16 protein-coding genes are annotated in these 18501 nt (G+C 64.0%); 5 read left to right on the forward strand and 11 right to left on the reverse strand.

Annotation, left to right across the window (positions count from 1 at the left end):
• Positions 1-96 precede the first annotated feature (96 nt).
• Together RYH74_RS15745 and RYH74_RS15750 are read right to left on the reverse strand one after the other, a co-directional pair.
• Positions 97-2007: an AAA family ATPase gene (locus tag RYH74_RS15745; protein ID WP_238066370.1), complete on the reverse strand. Its 1911-nt coding sequence runs from the start codon at positions 2005-2007 to the stop codon at positions 97-99.
• A 164-nt stretch (positions 2008-2171) separates the two neighbouring features.
• On the reverse strand, positions 2172-3071 hold the full coding sequence (locus RYH74_RS15750; RefSeq protein ID WP_085589571.1) for a helix-turn-helix domain-containing protein: 900 nt from the start codon (positions 3069-3071) through the stop codon (positions 2172-2174).
• A gap of 183 nt (positions 3072-3254) precedes the next feature.
• On the opposite strand from RYH74_RS15750, the gene RYH74_RS15755 reads away from it, so the two are divergent.
• The 3 genes from RYH74_RS15755 (at position 3255) to RYH74_RS15765 (ending at position 7151) form a co-directional block, all read left to right on the forward strand.
• Positions 3255-4613: a glutamine synthetase family protein gene (locus tag RYH74_RS15755; protein WP_085589569.1), complete on the forward strand. Its 1359-nt coding sequence runs from the start codon at positions 3255-3257 to the stop codon at positions 4611-4613.
• A 140-nt stretch (positions 4614-4753) separates the two neighbouring features.
• Entirely contained in the window at positions 4754-5842 is a 1089-nt protein-coding gene (locus RYH74_RS15760; RefSeq protein ID WP_025339021.1) for a polyamine ABC transporter substrate-binding protein, read from the forward strand.
• Between the two features lie 13 nt (positions 5843-5855).
• On the forward strand, positions 5856-7151 hold the full coding sequence (locus RYH74_RS15765) for an NAD(P)/FAD-dependent oxidoreductase (RefSeq protein WP_317409709.1): 1296 nt from the start codon (positions 5856-5858) through the stop codon (positions 7149-7151).
• Between the two features lie 103 nt (positions 7152-7254).
• Here the strand turns inward: RYH74_RS15765 and RYH74_RS15770 are convergent, their stop codons facing one another.
• Both RYH74_RS15770 and RYH74_RS15775 read right to left on the reverse strand, forming a co-directional pair.
• Positions 7255-7560: a helix-turn-helix domain-containing protein gene (locus tag RYH74_RS15770; RefSeq protein WP_003260255.1), complete on the reverse strand. Its 306-nt coding sequence runs from the start codon at positions 7558-7560 to the stop codon at positions 7255-7257.
• On the reverse strand, positions 7541-7924 hold the full coding sequence (locus RYH74_RS15775) for a type II toxin-antitoxin system RelE/ParE family toxin (protein WP_085615606.1): 384 nt from the start codon (positions 7922-7924) through the stop codon (positions 7541-7543). Before RYH74_RS15775 ends, RYH74_RS15770 begins: the two co-directional genes overlap by 20 nt.
• Positions 7925-8135: 211 nt before the next feature.
• On the opposite strand from RYH74_RS15775, the gene RYH74_RS15780 reads away from it, so the two are divergent.
• Positions 8136-8813, forward strand: a complete 678-nt coding sequence (locus RYH74_RS15780; protein ID WP_025339019.1) for a DUF3313 domain-containing protein — start codon at positions 8136-8138, stop codon at positions 8811-8813.
• A 140-nt stretch (positions 8814-8953) separates the two neighbouring features.
• Here the strand turns inward: RYH74_RS15780 and RYH74_RS15785 are convergent, their stop codons facing one another.
• Positions 8954-10330, reverse strand: coding sequence for an L-serine ammonia-lyase (locus RYH74_RS15785; RefSeq protein ID WP_317409710.1), 1377 nt, complete (start codon positions 10328-10330; stop codon positions 8954-8956).
• A 146-nt stretch (positions 10331-10476) separates the two neighbouring features.
• Here RYH74_RS15785 and RYH74_RS15790 point away from each other — a divergent pair, with 146 nt between their 5' ends.
• Positions 10477-11418 (forward strand): LysR substrate-binding domain-containing protein, encoded by a 942-nt coding sequence (locus RYH74_RS15790; RefSeq protein ID WP_075046970.1) that lies wholly within the window; start codon positions 10477-10479, stop codon positions 11416-11418.
• Positions 11419-11588: 170 nt separating this feature from the next.
• Here RYH74_RS15790 and RYH74_RS15795 read toward each other — a convergent pair whose 3' ends face one another.
• From RYH74_RS15795 to RYH74_RS15820, 6 genes are all read right to left on the reverse strand, one after another.
• Positions 11589-13010: an undecaprenyl-phosphate glucose phosphotransferase gene (locus tag RYH74_RS15795; RefSeq protein ID WP_075045164.1), complete on the reverse strand. Its 1422-nt coding sequence runs from the start codon at positions 13008-13010 to the stop codon at positions 11589-11591.
• A gap of 157 nt (positions 13011-13167) precedes the next feature.
• A complete protein-coding gene (locus RYH74_RS15800; protein WP_317409711.1) occupies positions 13168-13920 on the reverse strand; it encodes a WecB/TagA/CpsF family glycosyltransferase in 753 nt (250 codons plus the stop codon).
• Entirely contained in the window at positions 13920-15107 is a 1188-nt protein-coding gene (locus tag RYH74_RS15805) for a glycosyltransferase family 2 protein (protein WP_317409712.1), read from the reverse strand. Before RYH74_RS15805 ends, RYH74_RS15800 begins: the two co-directional genes overlap by 1 nt.
• Positions 15104-16306 carry a glycosyltransferase gene (locus RYH74_RS15810; protein WP_317409713.1) on the reverse strand — a complete coding sequence of 401 codons (1203 nt, stop codon included), beginning with the start codon at positions 16304-16306 and terminating at the stop codon, positions 15104-15106. The genes RYH74_RS15805 and RYH74_RS15810 overlap by 4 nt, the downstream gene beginning before the upstream one ends.
• A 60-nt stretch (positions 16307-16366) precedes the next feature.
• Positions 16367-17371 (reverse strand): VirK/YbjX family protein, encoded by a 1005-nt coding sequence (locus RYH74_RS15815; protein ID WP_317409714.1) that lies wholly within the window; start codon positions 17369-17371, stop codon positions 16367-16369.
• 154 nt (positions 17372-17525) lie between these two features.
• Positions 17526-18500 carry a glycosyltransferase gene (locus tag RYH74_RS15820; RefSeq protein WP_317409715.1) on the reverse strand — a complete coding sequence of 325 codons (975 nt, stop codon included), beginning with the start codon at positions 18498-18500 and terminating at the stop codon, positions 17526-17528.
• Position 18501: the final 1 nt, after the last annotated feature.

Raw genomic sequence — 18501 nt, forward strand, 5'->3', positions numbered from 1 at the left:
CCTTTCGCGACACAAGGCCGCTCCCACAGGAAATTGCGTTTCCCCTGTGGGAGCGGCCTTGTGTCGCGAAAGGGCCGCACAGCGGCCCCGATAATCTCAATCCCGAACCTGGTCCTTGACCCAGTCCAGCATCCCCCCCGGCACGATCAGTTCATGCCGCGCCCGCGAACAGGCGGTATACAACCCCGCCAGCATCCGCGCCCGTTCATTGCGGTTCCCCGCCACCTGCGGCACCACCATCAGCTCCGGCGACACCATCACCCGGGCGAACTCCATGTTCTTCACATCCCGCACCCGCCCCAGGAACAGCTTGGGCGCCTTGTCCCAGCGGTAACGGCTCTTGGCCCTGGCAAAGTGCTCTGGCGTGTAGCCCTTGCGCAGCATGTTGGCCACGGCGACGAACGCCTTGTCATCACCCTTGTCCTGCTCCAGCGCCTGCCAGCTGGCATAGCGGAACAGCATCGGGTGACGCGGCCGGGTGCCATGGCGGTACAGCTCGATGCAGTCTTCGACGAACAGCTCGAAGTCCTTGCGCGCGCTTTTCAGCAGCACGAACGGCACGCCCTGGTGGGTCAGGCGCTGGAACCAGCCAAACAGGCCCCATTCATCGTCGACGATCAGCGCCGTGGGCTGTTCCGGCACCGTTACCGCATCGAAGAAGCTGACCCGGGTGTAATGCTCGGCGCTGCCGCTGAAGGCTGCCTGGATCGCCGCCGGGTGGGCCTGGATCAACGGGTTGAGCACGTTGTCCATCGCCGGGCCGGCCCGCAGCGAGTGGTCGATGTAACGCTGGCGGATAAAGCCGCCATGGTGCGCGCTAAGGCCGTTGAGGTTCTGCAGCTCGTCACCCAGGGCAATGATCGACTGCGGGCTGCGGTCGAGCACGGCAAGCATCGGTGCCGACAGCTCGTGGGCCTCGTCGACGATGACATGGGTGTAGCGGCTGTCGATCACATGACCGGTCAGCGACAGCAGTTTGACCCGGTGGTAGTCGCGCACCGGCAACTGGATTTCCCGTGCCGACGGGCGAATCAGCTCCTGCCAGTACAGCCGTGCCTTTTCCAGCAACACTTCCTGGTCCAGTGGCGTGGTCCCCGGCCCGGCCCAGGGCAGGTGGTGCAACTGCAGCTGGGTGTCGGCGCTGTGGCAGAACGTGCGCACCGCGCGGATGCACAAGGCAACCACATCGCGCGCGGCGAGCGGGCCGATGTCGGGGATGGCCAGCCAACGTACCACCTGCGCATCCTGCGGGCGCCACGAAAGCTTGGTGCGATACGGGTCGCGCAGGCGCCAGCCATTGCTGGTGAGGTCGCGGTTGAGCAGCTCGTCGGCCAGCTGGCCGAAGGTCAGTGCGGTGTAGGCGGCGGCATCCTTGACCCGCGCCTGCAGCGCGCGCAGCTGGCCTTCGGTCAAGGCCAGCAACAGCGTGCGCTGCGGCTCGAGCAGGCGCGCGAACTGGTGAATCAGGAAGGTCTTGCCGGTGCCGGCAAAGCCCTGTACCGCCACCGACTCATCGATACCACTGAGGAATTCGCGCAGCAGGCGGTTCTGTTGGTCGCTGAGCATCAGGTCGCTGGCCAGGGAAGGCAGGTACACTGGGTGCAGCGGGGTTGCCCGCTGGCGGTAGCTGTCGGCGAACTGGAAATTCCACTGGCCCTCGGCGTCCAGCAGCTCGTCGGCCTGGTACTCCACCTCGGTCGACAGCAGTGCGATACCGTTTTCGCCCAGCATGCCCAGGCCCATGGCGAAGGCTTCGCGATCGAAGTGCTGCGCCACCTGGCCCTGGAAGCGCCCCGGCGCGGCGCTTTCGACCTCGTTGGCAATGCGCACTATTTCGGCAAAGCGGCGTTCCTGCGCATCCGCCGAGGCGGTGGCGGGCTGGCGCGGCAGGTTCTGCACGAACAGCACGGCGGCGGCGTCGAGGACGCTGGCGGTGGTGAAGAAGTCGGTGGTGGGCTCGCTGGCGAGGCGGTCGGCCTGGTCGCTGGGCAAAGGCAGGTAGAACATCGGCACCTCGGGTGGAATCAGGGCGGCACGATAGCAATTTTCGCTGTGGAATGCTGGGTTGTGTATTGCCTGGGCCGGCCTCTTCGCGGGTGAACCCGCTCCCACATGGACCTCACAACGCCTGGCACTGAGGTGATCCTGTGGGAGCAGCTATACCACCAGATTCAGCCCCTGCCCCGCTTCAAGGTCTCGCTGGGAAACTCCTTGAACAACTGCCGGTAACTCTCTGAAAACCTTCCCAAATGCCAGAACGACCAACGCATCGCCACCTCGGCCACGGTCACTTCACCGCCATGCAGCAGATCGCGCCGCGCACCGTTCAGCCGGCGCAGGCGCAACCAGTGCGCCGGCGGCATGCCGGTATACGCCTTGAAGGCTTGCTGCAACTGACGCAAGGAAACCCCGGCAACATCCGCCAGCTCCACCAGGTTCAGCGTCTCCTCCGGGCAGTCGGCCGCCCACTCGCTCACCCGGCGCATGATCGCCCGTTCCTCGTCACGCCGGCCCAACGCCACGCCCTGCAGGCGCTGGCAGGCGTTGTCGAGGATGAACAGGCAGTCCTCCAGCAGCTGCTCCGCCAGGGCCTGCCCCTGCAGCGGGCAATCCGCCTGGCCCAGGCGGGTCAGCGTCGCGCTCAGCCAGCTGCCGAACAGCGCGTTCTGACCGCTGCCCAGCGGCACCATGAACAACCCTTCCAGGCGCTGCGGGTCCAGCCCATGGCGGGCCAGGAAGGCCTGGTCGAACACGACCGCCACTTCCTGGTAGTTCTCCGGCGTGATCCAGATGTTGCGGCTCTGTTCGTTCAGCAGGTACAGGCTGTTCTCGCTGCGGTCGAAGCAGAACGCCAGCGAACCGCTGGGTGCGCGGAAAAACTGCTCCACCCGGGTGTTCAGCCGCTCCTCGTATACCTCCACCCCGTCCAGCCCCAGGCAACGCAGCTCTCCGCTGAAATGCCCGGGCGACATCTGCCGGTACTGCTGCTGCCAGCCAGGGGTGGCACGTACTTGTTCGGTCACGTCGGTGGTGTGGAAAGCCTGGACTTGCAGGGCATTGGCGGTTGTCACGCTCGGTCCTAGTTGCACTCTTTTGGTGCATTCATTGCCGGAGAAAGTGGATAGATCAGCCATGCGGGCTGCGACCAAGATAGTCTCCAGCGCGTCACCTGGGAAGCGGGACGCCTTCGAAACCGTAGAACGGTTTACGCTGGCACGCTTGCTCCCACACTAAAACCCAACCAAGAGGTCTGTATGAACGCCCCCTTCGATCAGCTGTCCACCTGGCTGAAAGAACACCGGATCACCGAAGTCGAATGCGTGATCAGCGACCTGACCGGCATCGCCCGCGGCAAGATCGCGCCCACCGCCAAGTTTCTCCATGAGCGTGGCATGCGCCTGCCCGAGAGCGTGCTGCTGCAGACGGTCACCGGCGACTACGTTGACGATGACATCTACTACAACCTGCTCGATGCCGCCGACATCGACATGGTCTGCCGCCCAGACCCGAGCGCCGTGTACCAGATCCCGTGGGCGATCGAGCCGACCGCGATCGTGATCCACGACACCTTCGACAAGCAAGGCAACCCCATCGAGCTGTCGCCGCGCAACGTGCTGAAGAAAGTGCTCAAGCTGTATGCCGACAAAGGCTGGCAGCCGATCGTGGCACCGGAGATGGAGTTCTACCTGACCCAGCGCTGCGAAGACCCGGACCTGCCACTGCAAGTGCCGCTGGGGCGTTCCGGCCGTGCCGAAAGCGGCCGCCAGTCGTTCTCGATCGATGCCGCCAACGAATTCGACCCGCTGTTCGAAGACGTCTACGACTGGTGCGAGATCCAGGGCCTGGACCTGGACACGCTGATCCATGAAGACGGCCCGGCGCAGATGGAGATCAACTTCCGCCACGGCGACGCCCTGGACCTGGCCGACCAGATCACCGTGTTCAAGCGCACCATGCGTGAAGCCGCGCTCAAGCACAACGTGGCCGCCACCTTCATGGCCAAGCCGATCACCGACGAGCCCGGCAGTGCCATGCACCTGCACCAGAGCGTGGTCGACATCGCCACCGGCAAGCCGATCTTCGCCAATGAAGACGGCAGCATGAGCCAGCTGTTCCTGTACCACATCGGCGGTTTGCAGAAGTACATCCCCAAGCTGCTGCCGATGTTCGCGCCCAACGTCAACTCGTTCCGCCGCTTCCTGCCGGACACCTCGGCACCGGTGAACGTCGAGTGGGGTGAAGAAAACCGCACCGCCGGCCTGCGCGTGCCCACCTCCAGCCCCGAAGCGATGCGCGTGGAAAACCGCCTGCCGGGCGCCGATGCCAACCCGTACCTGGCCATCGCCGCCAGCCTGCTGTGCGGCTACCTGGGCATGATCGAGCGCATCGAGCCCAGCGCACCGGTGCAGGGCCGTGCCTACGAGCGGCGCAACCTGCGCCTGCCGATCACCATCGAGGACGCCCTGCAGCACATGGAAGACTGCGAGACCGTGCAGCAGTACCTGGGCAAGCAGTTCGTCCAGGGGTACGTGGCGGTCAAGCGTGCCGAGCATGAGAACTACAAGCGCGTGATCAGCTCGTGGGAGCGTGAATTCCTGATGCTGAGTGTCTGACATTTTCGCGGTACCTGTGGGAGCGGGTTTACCCGCGAATGCTGTGGTGCATTCAACGACGTATTCGCGGGTAAACCCGCTCCCACAGGGCACGAGCCCCTGCACCGAACTCGAAGAACAATACCAACGAGGTGTCCCCCATGCGTCATCTGCAAGCCCTGATCCCCGCCGCATTCGCCCTGCTGTTCGCCACCACCACCCAGGCCACCCCCTCGGTCAGCGTGTACAACTGGACCGACTACATCGGCGACACCACCGTGGCCGACTTCCAGGCCAGCAGCGGGATCAAGGTGGTCTATGACGTGTTCGACTCCAACGAAACCCTGGAAGGCAAGCTGCTGGCCGGGCGCACCGGCTATGACGTGGTGGTGCCATCCAACCACTTCCTCGCACGCCAGGCCCAGGCCGGTGCCTTCCTGCCGCTGGACCGCAGCAAGCTGCCCAACTGGCAGCACCTGGACCCCAAGCTGCTCAAGCAGCTTGAACAGAACGACCCGGGCAACCAGTACGCCGTACCCTACCTGTGGGGTACCAACGGCATCGGCTACAACATCGACAAGGTCAAGGCGGCCCTGGGCGTCGACCATATCGATTCATGGGCGGTGCTGTTCGAGCCCGAGAACCTGAAAAAGCTCAAGCAGTGCGGCGTGGCGTTCATGGACTCGCCCGACGAACTGTTCCCGGCCGTGCTCAACTACCTGGGCATGGACCCGCGCAGCGAAAAACCGGCCGACTATGCCAAGGCGGAAGCCCGCCTGCTCGAACTGCGCCCCTATATCACCTACTTCCACTCCTCCAAGTACGTTTCCGACCTGGCCAATGGCGATGTCTGCGTGGCCTTCGGCTACTCCGGCGACGTGTTCCAGGCCGCCAACCGCGCCGTGGAGGCGAAAAACGGCGTGAAAGTCGCCTACAGCATTCCCAAGGAAGGCAGCAACCTGTGGTTCGACCTGCTGGCCATCCCCAAGGACGCCAACAACCCCGAACAGGCCCTGGCGTTCATCAACTACCTGCTCGACCCCAAAGTGATCGCCAAGGTCAGCGCCACGGTCGGATATGCCAACGCCAACCCCGATGCCCAGGCCTACATGGACGCGTCACTGGTGAAAAACCCCGAGATCTACCCACCCCAGGATGTGCTGGACAAGCTGTACATCTCCAGCACGCCGAGCCCGAAGATCATGCGCGTCATGACCCGTTCCTGGAGCAAGATCAAGTCCAACCGCTGAGTCGAGAACGCCCATGTCTTTCACTACCCAACACACCGCTTCGTACTATGCCGCCACGGCACGCGATGCAGCGCCCTATCCCAGCCTGGACGGCGAACTGACCGCCGATGTGTGCGTGGTCGGCGGCGGGCTGACCGGGGTCAATACAGCCCTGGAACTGGTCGAACGCGGGCTCTCGGTGGTGCTGCTTGAAGCCCGGCGCATCGGCTGGGGCGCCAGCGGCCGCAACGGCGGCCAGCTGATTCGCGGCATCGGCCATGACGTCAGCGGCTTTGCCCGGCATGTCGGCCAGGACGGCGTGCACTACCTGAAACAGGCCGGCATCGATTCGGTAGCGCTGGTGGCCAGCCGCATCGCCCGGTACGGCATTGCCTGCGACCTGCGCTGGGGCTTCTGCGAACTGGCCAACACCCCAGCGCAGTTCGCCGCATTCAAGGACGAACAGGACGACCTGGCCGCACTCGGTTATCGCCCTGAAACCCGCCTGGTCAGTGCCGACCAGCTGCATGAAATCGTCGCCAGCGACCAGTACGCCGGCGGCCTGGTAGACATGGGCTCGGGCCACCTGCACCCGCTTGACCTGGTCCAGGGCGAAGCCCGCGCCGCCCACGGCCTGGGCGTACGCATCTTCGAGCAGAGCCCGGTGCTGCGCATCGAGCACGGCCCCCGCGTGACCCTGCACACGGCCCGTGGCAAGGTGCGGGCAAGCAGCCTGGTGCTGGGCTGCAACGCCCACCTCGATGAACTGGAACCACGCCTGAGCGGCAAGGTGCTGCCGGCCGGCAGCTACGTGGTGGCTACCGAGCCATTGCCCGAGTCACTTGCCAGCAGCCTGATCCCGCAGAACATGGCGCTGTGCGACCAGAAAGTCGGCCTGGACTACTACCGCCTGACGGCAGACCGGCGCCTGCTGTTCGGCGGCGCCTGCCACTATTCCGGCCGCGACCCCAAGGACATCGCCGCCTACATGCGGCCCAAGGTGCTGAAGGTGTTCCCGCAGCTGGCCAACGTGCGTATCGACTACCAGTGGGGCGGCATGATCGGCATCACCGCCAACCGCTTCCCCCAGGTCGGGCGCCTCAGCCAGCACCCCAACGTTTACTACGCCCAGGGCTATTCCGGGCATGGGCTGAACGTGACGCACTGGACGGCGAAACTGCTGGCCGAAAGCATCGCCCTCGGCCACAGCCAGGGGCTGGACGTGTTCAGCGCCGTGCCACACCTGACCTTCCCCGGCGGCAAGGCACTGCGCTCGCCGCTGCTGGCGCTGGGGATGTTGTGGTATCGATTGCGGGAGGTGTTGGGTTGACGTGGCAGCAGGCTTGCCTGCGAATCGGAAGTTAAAGGAAAATTTTCAAAAAAATCCGTAATTCACTGTTTTTAAAGGACTTTCAAAAAATCAGACAAAGGACTCAAAGAAGAACCTGTAACCCTTTGTTTTTAATGATATTCAGCAGCTTCAAAGCCGGTCCCGATGGGCGTGTCTCGCCCTGCTCCCATTTGCGCACTGTCGATGCACTCGTGTGCAAATGCATCGCAAAGACCGGCTGACTGAAGTTGAGTGCCTCGCGCAAACGGCGTATGTCCAGTGCGCTGAAATCTCGCACCGGTGCAGGGCATAGCGCTTCGTAATCCCGAAGCGTGACCTTGCCGATCGCTCCGGCCTCGTGCAGAGCGACAAGGTCCTCGCGTAACGATTCAATCAGTTTGCTGCTCACAACATACCTCCATCAGCACACCCGCCTGCAACGCCCGGCAGAGCGCTAGCGGTGATAAATCCAGAAAGACTTTGCCAGCGAATCGCAGCGCTTTCTGTTCCTCCAAGGTGATATTTGCCTTGTCACTTTTGGCAAAGCCATGCAGGAAAACACATCGATTGCCGATGCGGGCGGAAAGAAGGGTTCGATAACCGCCGCGCTTTCCCGCACCATGCGCTGCCACGCGTTTTTTGAACAACTCACCACCCAGGCTCGCATCGACCAAGCCCCTGCACATCTCGTCCACTGCTTTACACAGCACTTCGTCGCTGAGCCTGTGAGCGGCTTGCCAACGCGCGAAATCCTTGCGCTTGAAAATTTCCATCACCGGACCCCAACCATACCCTTAACGGGCATAGTTTTCCAAGGGCGGCAGAAACTGAAAAGCCAGCGAGGTCCCAAGACACTGTAGGAATTTGCGCGCCTGGGAACATTACCGCAGCCAATTCCCACTACAGATTGAACCAGCCCACTGGCCAACTGTCGCGCACCTGCTAGCGTTGTTCTGGCCGACCTATCATGGATGCATCTTCATCATGAAATCATTGCCCCGCATTACCCTGTTGTGCGCCGCACTGCTTACCATGGCCGCCTGCTCCAGCAATCGCGTGGACCCAAAGGACTACTCCGGCTTCCTCAAGGATTACAGCCGGCTGCAGGAAACCAAGAGCCCGTCGGGCGACCCGGTGATGCGCTGGATCGACCCCAAGGTCAACGTCAACCAGTACAGCCAGGTGTTCATCGAGCCCAGCCAGTTCTACCCCAGGCCGCAGCCGACGGCGGTCATCTCGGCGCAGACGCTGCAGGAAATCACCCGCTACTTCAACGAAGCGCTGCGCCGTGAAATGGGCAGCGTGGTACCGCTGGCCAAGGGCCCCGGCCCGGGCGTGATCGTGGTGCGCCCGGCCATTACTGCGGTGTCCACCAGCAACGAGGGCCTCAAGCCCTATGAGGTCATCCCAATCGCGCTGATTTCAGCCGGTGTGAACACCGCCATGGGCGGCCGTGACCAGGAGGTGGATGTCGGCGTGGAAGCTGCGTTCCTCGATGGTGCCAGCCAGAAAGTGCTGGCCCAGGTCGTGCGCAAGGGCACGGGGCAGGATCTGGAGAACAAGACCACGCAGCTGACCCTGAATGACGTCAAGCCGGTGCTGGATGGCTGGGCCAAGGACATGCGCGCGAGCTTCCTGGAAGCGAAGCAGAAAGCCCGCTAAAGCCTCACTGGTCCATGTAGGAGCGGCCTTGTGTCGCGATGGGGCGCGGAGCGGCCCCAGATCCACGTATTCAAGCTGAAATCGCTGGGGCTGCTTCGCAGCCCTTTCGCGACACAAGGCCGCTCCTACAGTTGACCGCGTCAGCATTCGACGAAGGCAACGGCCAGGCCGCCGCGCGAAGTCTCCTTGTAGTTGGCGTGCATGTCCGCCCCGGTATCACGCATGGTGCGGATCACCCGGTCGAGCGAGATGAAGTGCTCGCCATCCCCCCGCAACGCCATCTGCACGGCGTTGATCGCTTTTACCGCAGCAATCGCGTTGCGCTCGATGCACGGCACCTGCACCAAGCCGCCAACCGGGTCGCAGGTCAGCCCAAGGTTGTGTTCCAGGGCAATCTCGGCGGCATTTTCCAATTGCGGCGGCGTAGCGCCCAGCACCTGGGCCAGGCCGGCAGCGGCCATCGAACAGGCCGAGCCCACCTCGCCCTGGCAACCAACCTCAGCCCCGGAAATCGACGCGTTCTTCTTGCACAGGATGCCGACCGCCGCTGCCGCCAGCAGGAAGTCCACCACGTCCGCGTCGCACGCGCCCGGGTTGAACTTCATGTAGTAGTGCAGCACCGCCGGAATGATGCCAGCCGCACCATTGGTAGGCGCCGTGACCATGCGCCCGCCGGCGGCGTTCTCTTCATTCACCGCCAGAGCGAACAGGTTGACCCATTCCATGGCGCTGAGGGTGGAACCGATCACGTTGGGCTTGCCCAGTTCCTGCAGGCTGCGATGCAGCCGCGCCGCACGGCGCTTGACGTGCAACCCGCCCGGCAGGATGCCTTCGTTGCGCAGGCCGTTGTCGACGCATTCACGCATGGCGCCCCAAATCCGCAGCAAGCCCTCGCGTACCTCGGCCTCCGGGCGCCAGGCACATTCGTTGGCCATCATCAACTGCGCCACGCTCAAGCCATGGGCCTTGCACAAGGCCAGCAACTGCGCGGCACTGTCGAACTCGTACGGCAGCACCACCGCATTCGCTTCGACGGCTGGCGCATCGACCTCGGCTTGCTCGACGATAAAGCCACCGCCCACCGAATAGTAGGTCTGGCGTAACAGGCTGCCCTGCCCGTCCATGGCTTCCAGCCTCATGGCATTGGGGTGGTACGGCAGGTTCTCGTCGAGCAGCAGCATGTCGCAGCTGTACTCGAACGCCACCGGGTGGCTGCCATCGAGCATCAGGCAGTGCTCCTGCATCACCTGGCCAATGCGCGACTCGATGGTGGCCGGGTCGATACGGTCCGGCCACTGCCCCATCAGGCCGAGCAGGCAGGCGCGATCGGTGGCATGACCAACCCCGGTGGCCGACAGCGACCCGTACAGCCGCACCTCGACCCGGCTTGCCCGGGCCAGCAGCCCCTGTTCGCGCAGGGCCTGGGCAAAGGTAGCCGCCGCCCGCATCGGGCCGACGGTGTGGGAACTGGACGGCCCGATGCCGATTTTGAAAAGGTCGAAAACACTGATAGCCATGCTAATGCCTGACCGTGCCCGGGTATGAAGCCGCAGCACGGTTATCTGGAGAAATTGAGCGGTATTGCGATTTTGCGCGATACTGCCGCGCTGGCTCATGGATGACCAACGAAACTTCCTAAGCAAGGCTTTAGTGGTACTAAATGATGCGACGACAACTCAACGGCCAGACGTTCGTCTGGCTACACGTGTTCGCCTGTGCGGCCCGGCACTTGTCCTTCACCCGCTGTGCCGAAGAGCTGCACATCACCCCGGGCGCCGTCAGCCAACAGATGCGCCAGCTGGAGGAACGCCTGGGCTATCGGCTGTTCCTGCGCCGGGCGCGCGGTGTGGAACTGAGCGCCGAAGGGCAACGCCTGGCGCAGACCGTGACCGAGGCCTACGGCAGCATCGAAGCCGAACTGCTGCGCCTGGACGCGGGGGAAATCCGCGGCACCTTGCGCCTGCGCTCGATCCCGTCGTTCCTGGCCAAATGGCTCACGCCTCGCCTGCCGCGCTTTCAACAACGCTACCCGGACATCGAACTGCGCCTGGTGGCCGAAGACAGTGCCCAGGCGTTGACCCCGGGCGATTTCGACCTGGCCATCGACCTGAACGATGGCAGCTACCCCGGCATGCTCTCGACGCCGCTGCTGGACGAGCAGATCTTCCCCGTGTGCTCCCCCACCTTGCTGCGCGGGCGCCCGCCGCTGCACGGGCCGGCAGACCTTGCGCACTACCCGCTGCTGCACGACATCACGGCCTGGCGCGGCAGTTCGGAATATGCCGAATGGGAGTTCTACCTGGAGGGCATCGGCGCCGCCGGCCTGGATGTGCGGCGCGGGCACACCTTCAACCGCAACCACCTGACCATCGAGGCGGCGATTGCCGGCATTGGCGTGGCGATTGCCCGGCGCACGCTGCTCAACGACGAACTGGAGCGCGGCGCGCTGATCGTGCCGTTCGGGGTGCCGATCGCCAACCACAAGCGCTATGTGGTGCATTACCCGCCGGGCGGGCTGAACCAGCCGGGAGCGCGGGCGGTGCATGACTGGCTGGTGGAGGAAGCGCGGGGGTTCAGGGAGTTGCACCCGTTGAACAAGGACTAGCCCAGCCAATTGCGCTTGCACGCTGCAAATGACTCATTGAATTGGCAGGGGCCCTGTAGGAGCGGGCGTGCCCGCGAACACCGGCGCAGCCGGTGCCATGCACCGCGTTGGATTCTTCGCGGGTAAACCCGCTCCCACAGGGTGCGCAGAGCGCTTGCGAGATTTGCGCGTCAGTAGGCCTGCTTGCCGGTAAAGGCGCTAAGTGTGCGCACCAGAATCACGAAATCCAGCCACAGCGACCAGTTGTTGATGTACTCGATGTCCGAGTCCACCCGCTGGATCATCTGCTCGATATCCCTGGTCTCGCCCCTGAACCCACGCACCTGCGCCAGGCCGGTCATGCCAGGCTTGATATTGTGGCGGGCAAAGTAGTCGACGATGTCCTGCGAATACAGCGTGTCATGCTGCAAGGCATGCGGCCGCGGCCCTACGAGCGACATCTCCCCGGTCAGCACATTGAACAACTGCGGCAGTTCATCCAGGCTGGTGCGGCGGATGAAGGCGCCGACCCGGGTCAGCCTCGGGTCGTTCCTCTGCGCCTGCTTCACCACGCCATCTTCCGGCTGATGGACATGCATGCTCCTGAACTTCCAGATGCGGAACGCTTCCCCGGTCCAGCCGGTGCGTTCCTGGCGGAAGAACACCGGGCCGCGGCTATCGAGCTTGATGGCCAGCGCAACGGCCAGCAACACCGGCGATGCCAGCAGCAGGATCAGCGCCGCCAACACCCTGTCCTCGAGGTTCTTCAGGAACAGGCTCATGCCCGTCAGCGGTGTTTCCGACAAGGTCAGCACGGGAATGCCGGCAATTTCCCGCACGCTGTGGTTGATCAGGCGCAACGAGAAGATATCCGGCACCCAGTTCACCGCAATGCACTTGTCGAGCAACTTGAAATACACATCATTGATGACCTCGGAACCACCCAGTGGGGTCACCAGGTACACCGTGCGGATGCCGTGGCGAGCCACGATATCGTCAAGCTCGGCAACATGCCCGAGTACCGGCATGCGCTGCTTGCCGTCGGCGCTTTCGCGCCCGGGCTCATCGGCGCTGTCGATCAGCACGCAACCCAGCACACGCTCACCGAACCAGGGGTTGTTGCTGATTTTCTGGTACAGGAAGTTGGCCAGGTCACCGGCGCCAATGATCAGGGCGTTGTCCAGGCGGGCATGGGCGGTGAAGCGCTTTTGCAATTCGCGCACGGCAAAGTGCAGGAACAACTGGGCGATGTAGCCAATGATGAACAACTGCACGACCAGCAGCCGCGAATAGGTTTCGCTCTGTTTGGCCAGGAAAGCCATGACTACCAGAAAGCAAAAGGTTACCGACCAAGCCTTGAACAGCCGGAAAGCCTTGATGGAAAGGCCAACGTTGGTACGGTATATCGCATAGTGATCGTAGATGACTGCCAAGGCCCCCACCAGCAACAGCAGCATGATCACGTAATCGGAGGTGATGTAGCCAAACTTGTCGTAAATCAGGTACCAGGCGATACCGGTGACTGCAATCCCATCTAGGCCGGCCTGAATGGCGTTACTTACGCTGCTTCTTCTCTGCAACAAGGACCGACTGCTTCTGGGCTCTAGAACCATTTCAGACCTCATCAATTTGCGTGCAGCAAGTGCATTCCACAAACCAGCAAGACTTGACAACGGCTCATGCAAAGCCCGTGAAGCGAAATCCTGCAGCCCCAACCCATTGATCTCACTGTAGCAGCCACCCGCCATCAGTGTGCGCGGATTGTGCCGCTCATACGGGGTGTCTGGCCGCCCCTCCGTCGCGGCGGTACAGCAACGTACGCAGCAGGAACAACGGGTTGCCCACCACATAACGCATGAACAAACGCTTCGGCTCGCGCAACAGCCGGTACAGCCACTCCCCGCCCAACCGCCGCAGCCACTCGGGCGCCCGGCTGACCTTGCCGCCGAGAAAGTCCAGGATCGCGCCGCCGCACACGATCAGGCGCGGCCCGCCAGTTGCTGCCAGCCTTGCCGCCACAACCTCCTGCCTGGGCATGCCCATGCCCAGCACGATCAGCTCCGGTTGTTGCTCCCTGGCCAGTTGCAGGTAGGTATCGACGCTGGCAAAGCCATCGTGGACCGACACCGGCACCACCCCGAACATAGCTGCGCTGCGCTGCACGGCCTGGTCCAGGTAAGGTTGCCGGGTGCCCCAGAACGCGACCCGCCGCCCACGGTAGGCAGCCAGGAGCCGAGGAATGAAGTCGGTACCATTCATGTTGAGCCCCGGTTCAAGCCCCAGCCGGCGATACAGGATCGCCATGCCGGACCCGTCGCGCAGCAGCACGTCGGCCACCGACAATGCCTGGTGGCAGGCGCCATCGTGAACCACCAGGTTCATTGCATGGGCATTGACGAAGCCCAGCACGGTCGCGGCTTCCGGGGCGCTCAGCCTGTCCAGCAGGCGCTGCGCGGCAGTGGCATCCGCCACCACTTCGAGCTTGCCGACGAGGGTGCTCCAGCGTTTCTGCCACTCAGCCATCAGCCTTCATCCCGTTTTGAACGTACCCATTCAACCTGGCGCTTGATCAGGAACCGCAGATACAACGGGGCCTTTCTTGCGGCGTAAAACGGCGCGTACAGCAGCACGGAAAACGGGATCAATTCGCGACAGAAGCGCGCCCAGGCCAGTGCGACGGCAAGGCCGAGCAATGCAAACGCGCAAAGGGCGATCCAGGCAGGTGCCGCCAGGCCGAACAGCAGGTACGCCAGCCAGGCCACCAGGTTGAGCCCGAGCAGGCTCAGCACCAGCAACGCCAGGGGCGGCACCAGCAGGTCCAGGGTCATGGCCAGCAAGCTGCCGTTACGCTGGGTGACTGCGGCCAGCGCACGCCTGGGCGCATCGGCCAGCATCAGGCTCAGGTGCCCATGCTCCCAGCGGGTGCGCTGGCTACCCAGGCCTTGCTGGCTGGCAGGGAACCGGCTGCTGACCACGGCCTCGGGGCAGAACACTGGCGGCTTGCCCTGCTGGCACAGGTCCAGACCCAGTTTCACATCCTCCACCAGATGCCCGTTGGCCAGGTCGATCAAGGCCAGGTCACGCCAGCCGAACGCCATGCCGGCGCCCATCAACTGGCAAGGCAGGCCCAACCGTGCCCAACCACGCGGGCGCACCAGGTTCTTGACCCGCCAGGCGAACTCGGCAACCTGCACTGCCAGCCCGGCCCCTGCCGGTGCGTGCATCAGGTACAGCGCCTGCACCGGGCGAGCGACCTCGCGGTAGCGCCGTGCCAGGTGCTCGATCGCCCCCTCGCCCACCTGGCAGTCGGCATCCACCACGATCACCACCTCGGGCGGCTGGCTGGCCAGGTGGCGCACGCCAAAGTCCAGGGCGTAGCCTTTGCCGCGCAACCGCGCATCGCGGCGCTCCACCACTTCGGCACCGGCCTCGCGCGCCAGTTGCGCAGTGTCGTCAGTGCAGTTGTCCGCCACCACCAGCAAGCGGTCGCCAGGCCGCAACTGCGGGGCAATGCTCGCCAGCGTGGCACCGATCAGCGAAGCCTCGTCATGGGCTGGCACCAGCACGGCCACCTGCGGACGAGCGTTGTTGCCCAACGGCTGCGCGCGCGCTGGCAGGCAAGCCATCAGCACCTGCACCAACAGCAGCAGCACCGGCAACAAGGCGATGGCCGCCAGCGTGCCCAGTAACCAAGCCAATACATTCATCATGCGGATGCCTTGAAATAGCTGGCCAGCCTGGCCGCTTCGGTATCGATGTCATGCCGTTGCAGCACACGCTGGCGGGCTGCCTCGCCCATGCGCTGCAGCGCTTCGGCAGGTTGCGCCAGGCAGTCGGCCATGGCCGCCGCCAGCTCGTCCACGGCGCCGGCAGGGAACAACCAGCCGTTCTCGCCCGGCCGCACCAGCTCGGGAATGCCTGCCACATAGGTGGTCAGCACTGGCCGGCGCAAGGCCATGGCTTCCATGATCACCACCGGCAACCCCTCGGCAAAGCTGGGCAGCACCAGTGCACGCGCCGCAAGGATTTCCTCGCGCACCTGTGCGCTGCTGAGCCAGCCGGTGATGCGCACCTGCTGCTGCAAGCCGTGCCGGGCAATCAACGCCTCGATCTGCCCACGCATTTCACCGTCGCCGGCCAGCACCAGCTCGAAGGCGACCGACCGGGCGGCCAGTACCCGCGCGGCCTCGAGCAACAGCAGCTGGCCTTTCTGTTCGCACAGGCGGCCGACGCACACCAGGCGTGGCGCCGTGGGCACGCCGACCGGCGCCACCTCATGGAAGCTGCGCTCGAGGCCGCAATGCACCACCTTCACCTTGGCCCAGTGGTCGTGTGCCACCCAGCGAAACAACTGGCTGCGCCCGTACGAGCTGACCGCCGCGACAAATGCGGCACGCCGCACCTTCTCGCCCATGTGCAGGAACTGCGGTTTGTCGAACTCTTCCGGCCCGTGCACGGTAAAGCTGTAGGCTGGCCCGCCCAGCACGTTGGCCAGCATCACCACCTCGGTGGAATTGGTGCCGAAATGCGCATGCACATGTTTTGCCTCGCCAGCCTGCAACCACTGCAGCACCTGGCAGGCCTCGGCCAGGTAGACCAGGTGGTAGGGCCAGGCGCGGTCGGCCCGCAGGCCAAGGCGCATGGCCAGCCAAAGCGCCTGGAAGAACCGGCGCGGCTGTGCACGCAGCACTTGCCAGGACGGTGCCAGCAAGCCCTTGATGCCACGTTGCAGCACATAGCGGGTCCTGGCCTGTTCGCTCGAGTCCTCGGCATCCTGCAACTCGGCGTCCCACCCGCGCAGGGCAATACGCTGCACCTCTACCCCCTGGCGCTCCAGCGCCAGGATCTCGCGGCGGATGAAACTGTGGCTGACCTTCGGGTACTGGTTAATGAAATAAGCAATGCGCATAGGAATCCAGATCAAGACCCGCGTAATGAACCTTCAGGCCTGCCGTGGCAGGGCCGGCCGTTACTTCAGGCTGTCGATTACCGGCGGCCGGCGCCCCGCCGATGCCACCTCGTCAGGTGCATCCTCCTGTTTCCCTTGTAGTCCAAGGTTGTGACCGCTGCCTGGCAACCTGGCCTGCAAGCGGGTGAAAACATCGTCGAGCAACGCCTGGCGGCGGCGGTACATCGCCCGCTTCTTCGCCGGGATGTCCTGTTCCGCCCGCTGTACCGCGGCCAGCGGGAGGGCGAAGAAATCCGCATGGTTCGACGCAGTAGCGCCGTGCTCCAGCCAGATCACGTCATAATTGGCCGCCAGGTCCTGGCCTTTGTCGTTGCCGAAATACGCGTGCCGATGGTGGCGGCAGGCGTCACTGACGGCATACAGGTGCGCCACGCCCAGTGTCCTGGCCAGGCACTTCAATGCCTCGAGCAGCAGGCTGCGCGGGCGCAACCCTTCGAAGTCCTTGGTCAGGTCGCGGTAGATGGCCAATGAGGTTTCGCTGTCGACACCCTTGTGGATGCCCTGCACGGCACCGATGAACAGGCAAAGCTCGCCCTGGCTGCGGCACAGGCTGAACGCCAGGGATGCCACGCGCAGTTCGCCCTGGAACAGGTTCAATACCAACTCGCCTTCGCGCTTGAACCAGATCGGCCGGTCCAGCACCAGGCGGCAGCCCGGCGAATGGCTGGACAGCTCGCACAGCGTCAGGCTTTCGTCCCGCCCCAGCAGCAACAGCGCCGGAAACTGCCCGGCCAGCACTTCGAAGTGCGAAGCCAGCACCTCCAGGCGCTGCGGGGCTTCCCAACATTTGCTGAGGTAAGGCCACTGCACGACACCGATGCAATCCACCCCCAGCCGCTGCAAACCTTGCGGGCCCAGCGTCGCCGTCATGCGCCGCAGGAACGCATTCAGCTCAGGCCATTGCCTGGCAATCTGCAGCGTCAACTTGCGCTTGTTGTTCAGCGCCCGCAACGAGTAGCCGGGGTGCAAGGTAAACACGCTTTTCACGATCGTGCCGAGCATCATGGGCCTCTTTCTCATAGAGCTGCACGTAACTTATTGAATTAGCAGGAGCCCTGTAGGAGCGGCTTTAGCCGCGAACACCGGCGCAGCCGGTGTCATGCACCGCGTTGGATTCTTCGCGGCTAAAGCCGCTCCCACAGGGTAAGCGGACTCCTCGTCACTTGTACTCGATCAACGTCGATTTGCCGGCCGCGATGCGGTGGCGCAAGAACTTCAGTTGCCCGAGCATTTCCGGGAACTTGCCCAATACCAGAAACACCGCCTGTAGCCAGTTCTCCCGCACTGACTTGCCACCACGCCGGGCCAGGCGTACGGCCTGCAGCGGGTAGACCAGCAGTAACAGCAGGCTCCAGCCGCCAAGCAGCAGACAGGCCAGCACGGTCACCACGGGGATGCCCAGGCCCCACAGCCAGGCCCGACGCGATTCGCGCAGCCAGTGCCGCTCGGGCGGCTGACCATGCAGGTATGCTCCTTCGGCATAGGCGTGGCCAGCGCGCAGGCTACGCCGCCACCATTGGCTGAAACGGGTCATGGCGGCGTCGTGCAGGGTCATCTCGGCGTCCAGGCGCCAGATTTTCCAGCCCTTTGCCCGCAGGCGCACGCACAGTTCGGGCTCTTCTCCGGCGATCAGCTCGGGTCGAAAGCCGCCGACCGCGGCAAAGGCATCTATCCGCATCAGGGCATCGCCACCGCAGGCCTTGGCCTCGCCGATGGGGGTGTCCCACTCCAGGTCGCACAACAGGTTGTACACCGACCGCTGCGGGAAGCGCTCGCGTCGGCGGCCACACACCACTGCCACGTCGGGATGGTCGTCGAGAAACGCCTGCGCCGCGGGCAGCCAGCCGCTATCCACCTCGCAATCGCCATCGACGAACTGCACCAGTTGCATCGACGGCAGCCGCCGCTGCAAGGCGAAAAAGCCTTCGTTACGGGCGCGCGCGGCAGTAAACGGGGTGCCCAGGTCCAGCGCCAGTACCTCTACCCCCAAGCTGCGGGCCAAGTGCGGTGAACCATCGGTGGAGCCCGAATCGACGTACATGACCTTGTCCGTCCCCTGCAGCGAACGCAGGCAGCGCTCCAGGCGCTGGCCTTCGTTGCGGCCAATCACCACCACACCGATCCCGCTCGCCATG

Source organism: Pseudomonas sp. LSJ-87 (assembly GCF_032971465.1).
GTDB classification, from domain to species: domain Bacteria; phylum Pseudomonadota; class Gammaproteobacteria; order Pseudomonadales; family Pseudomonadaceae; genus Aquipseudomonas; species Aquipseudomonas putida_Z.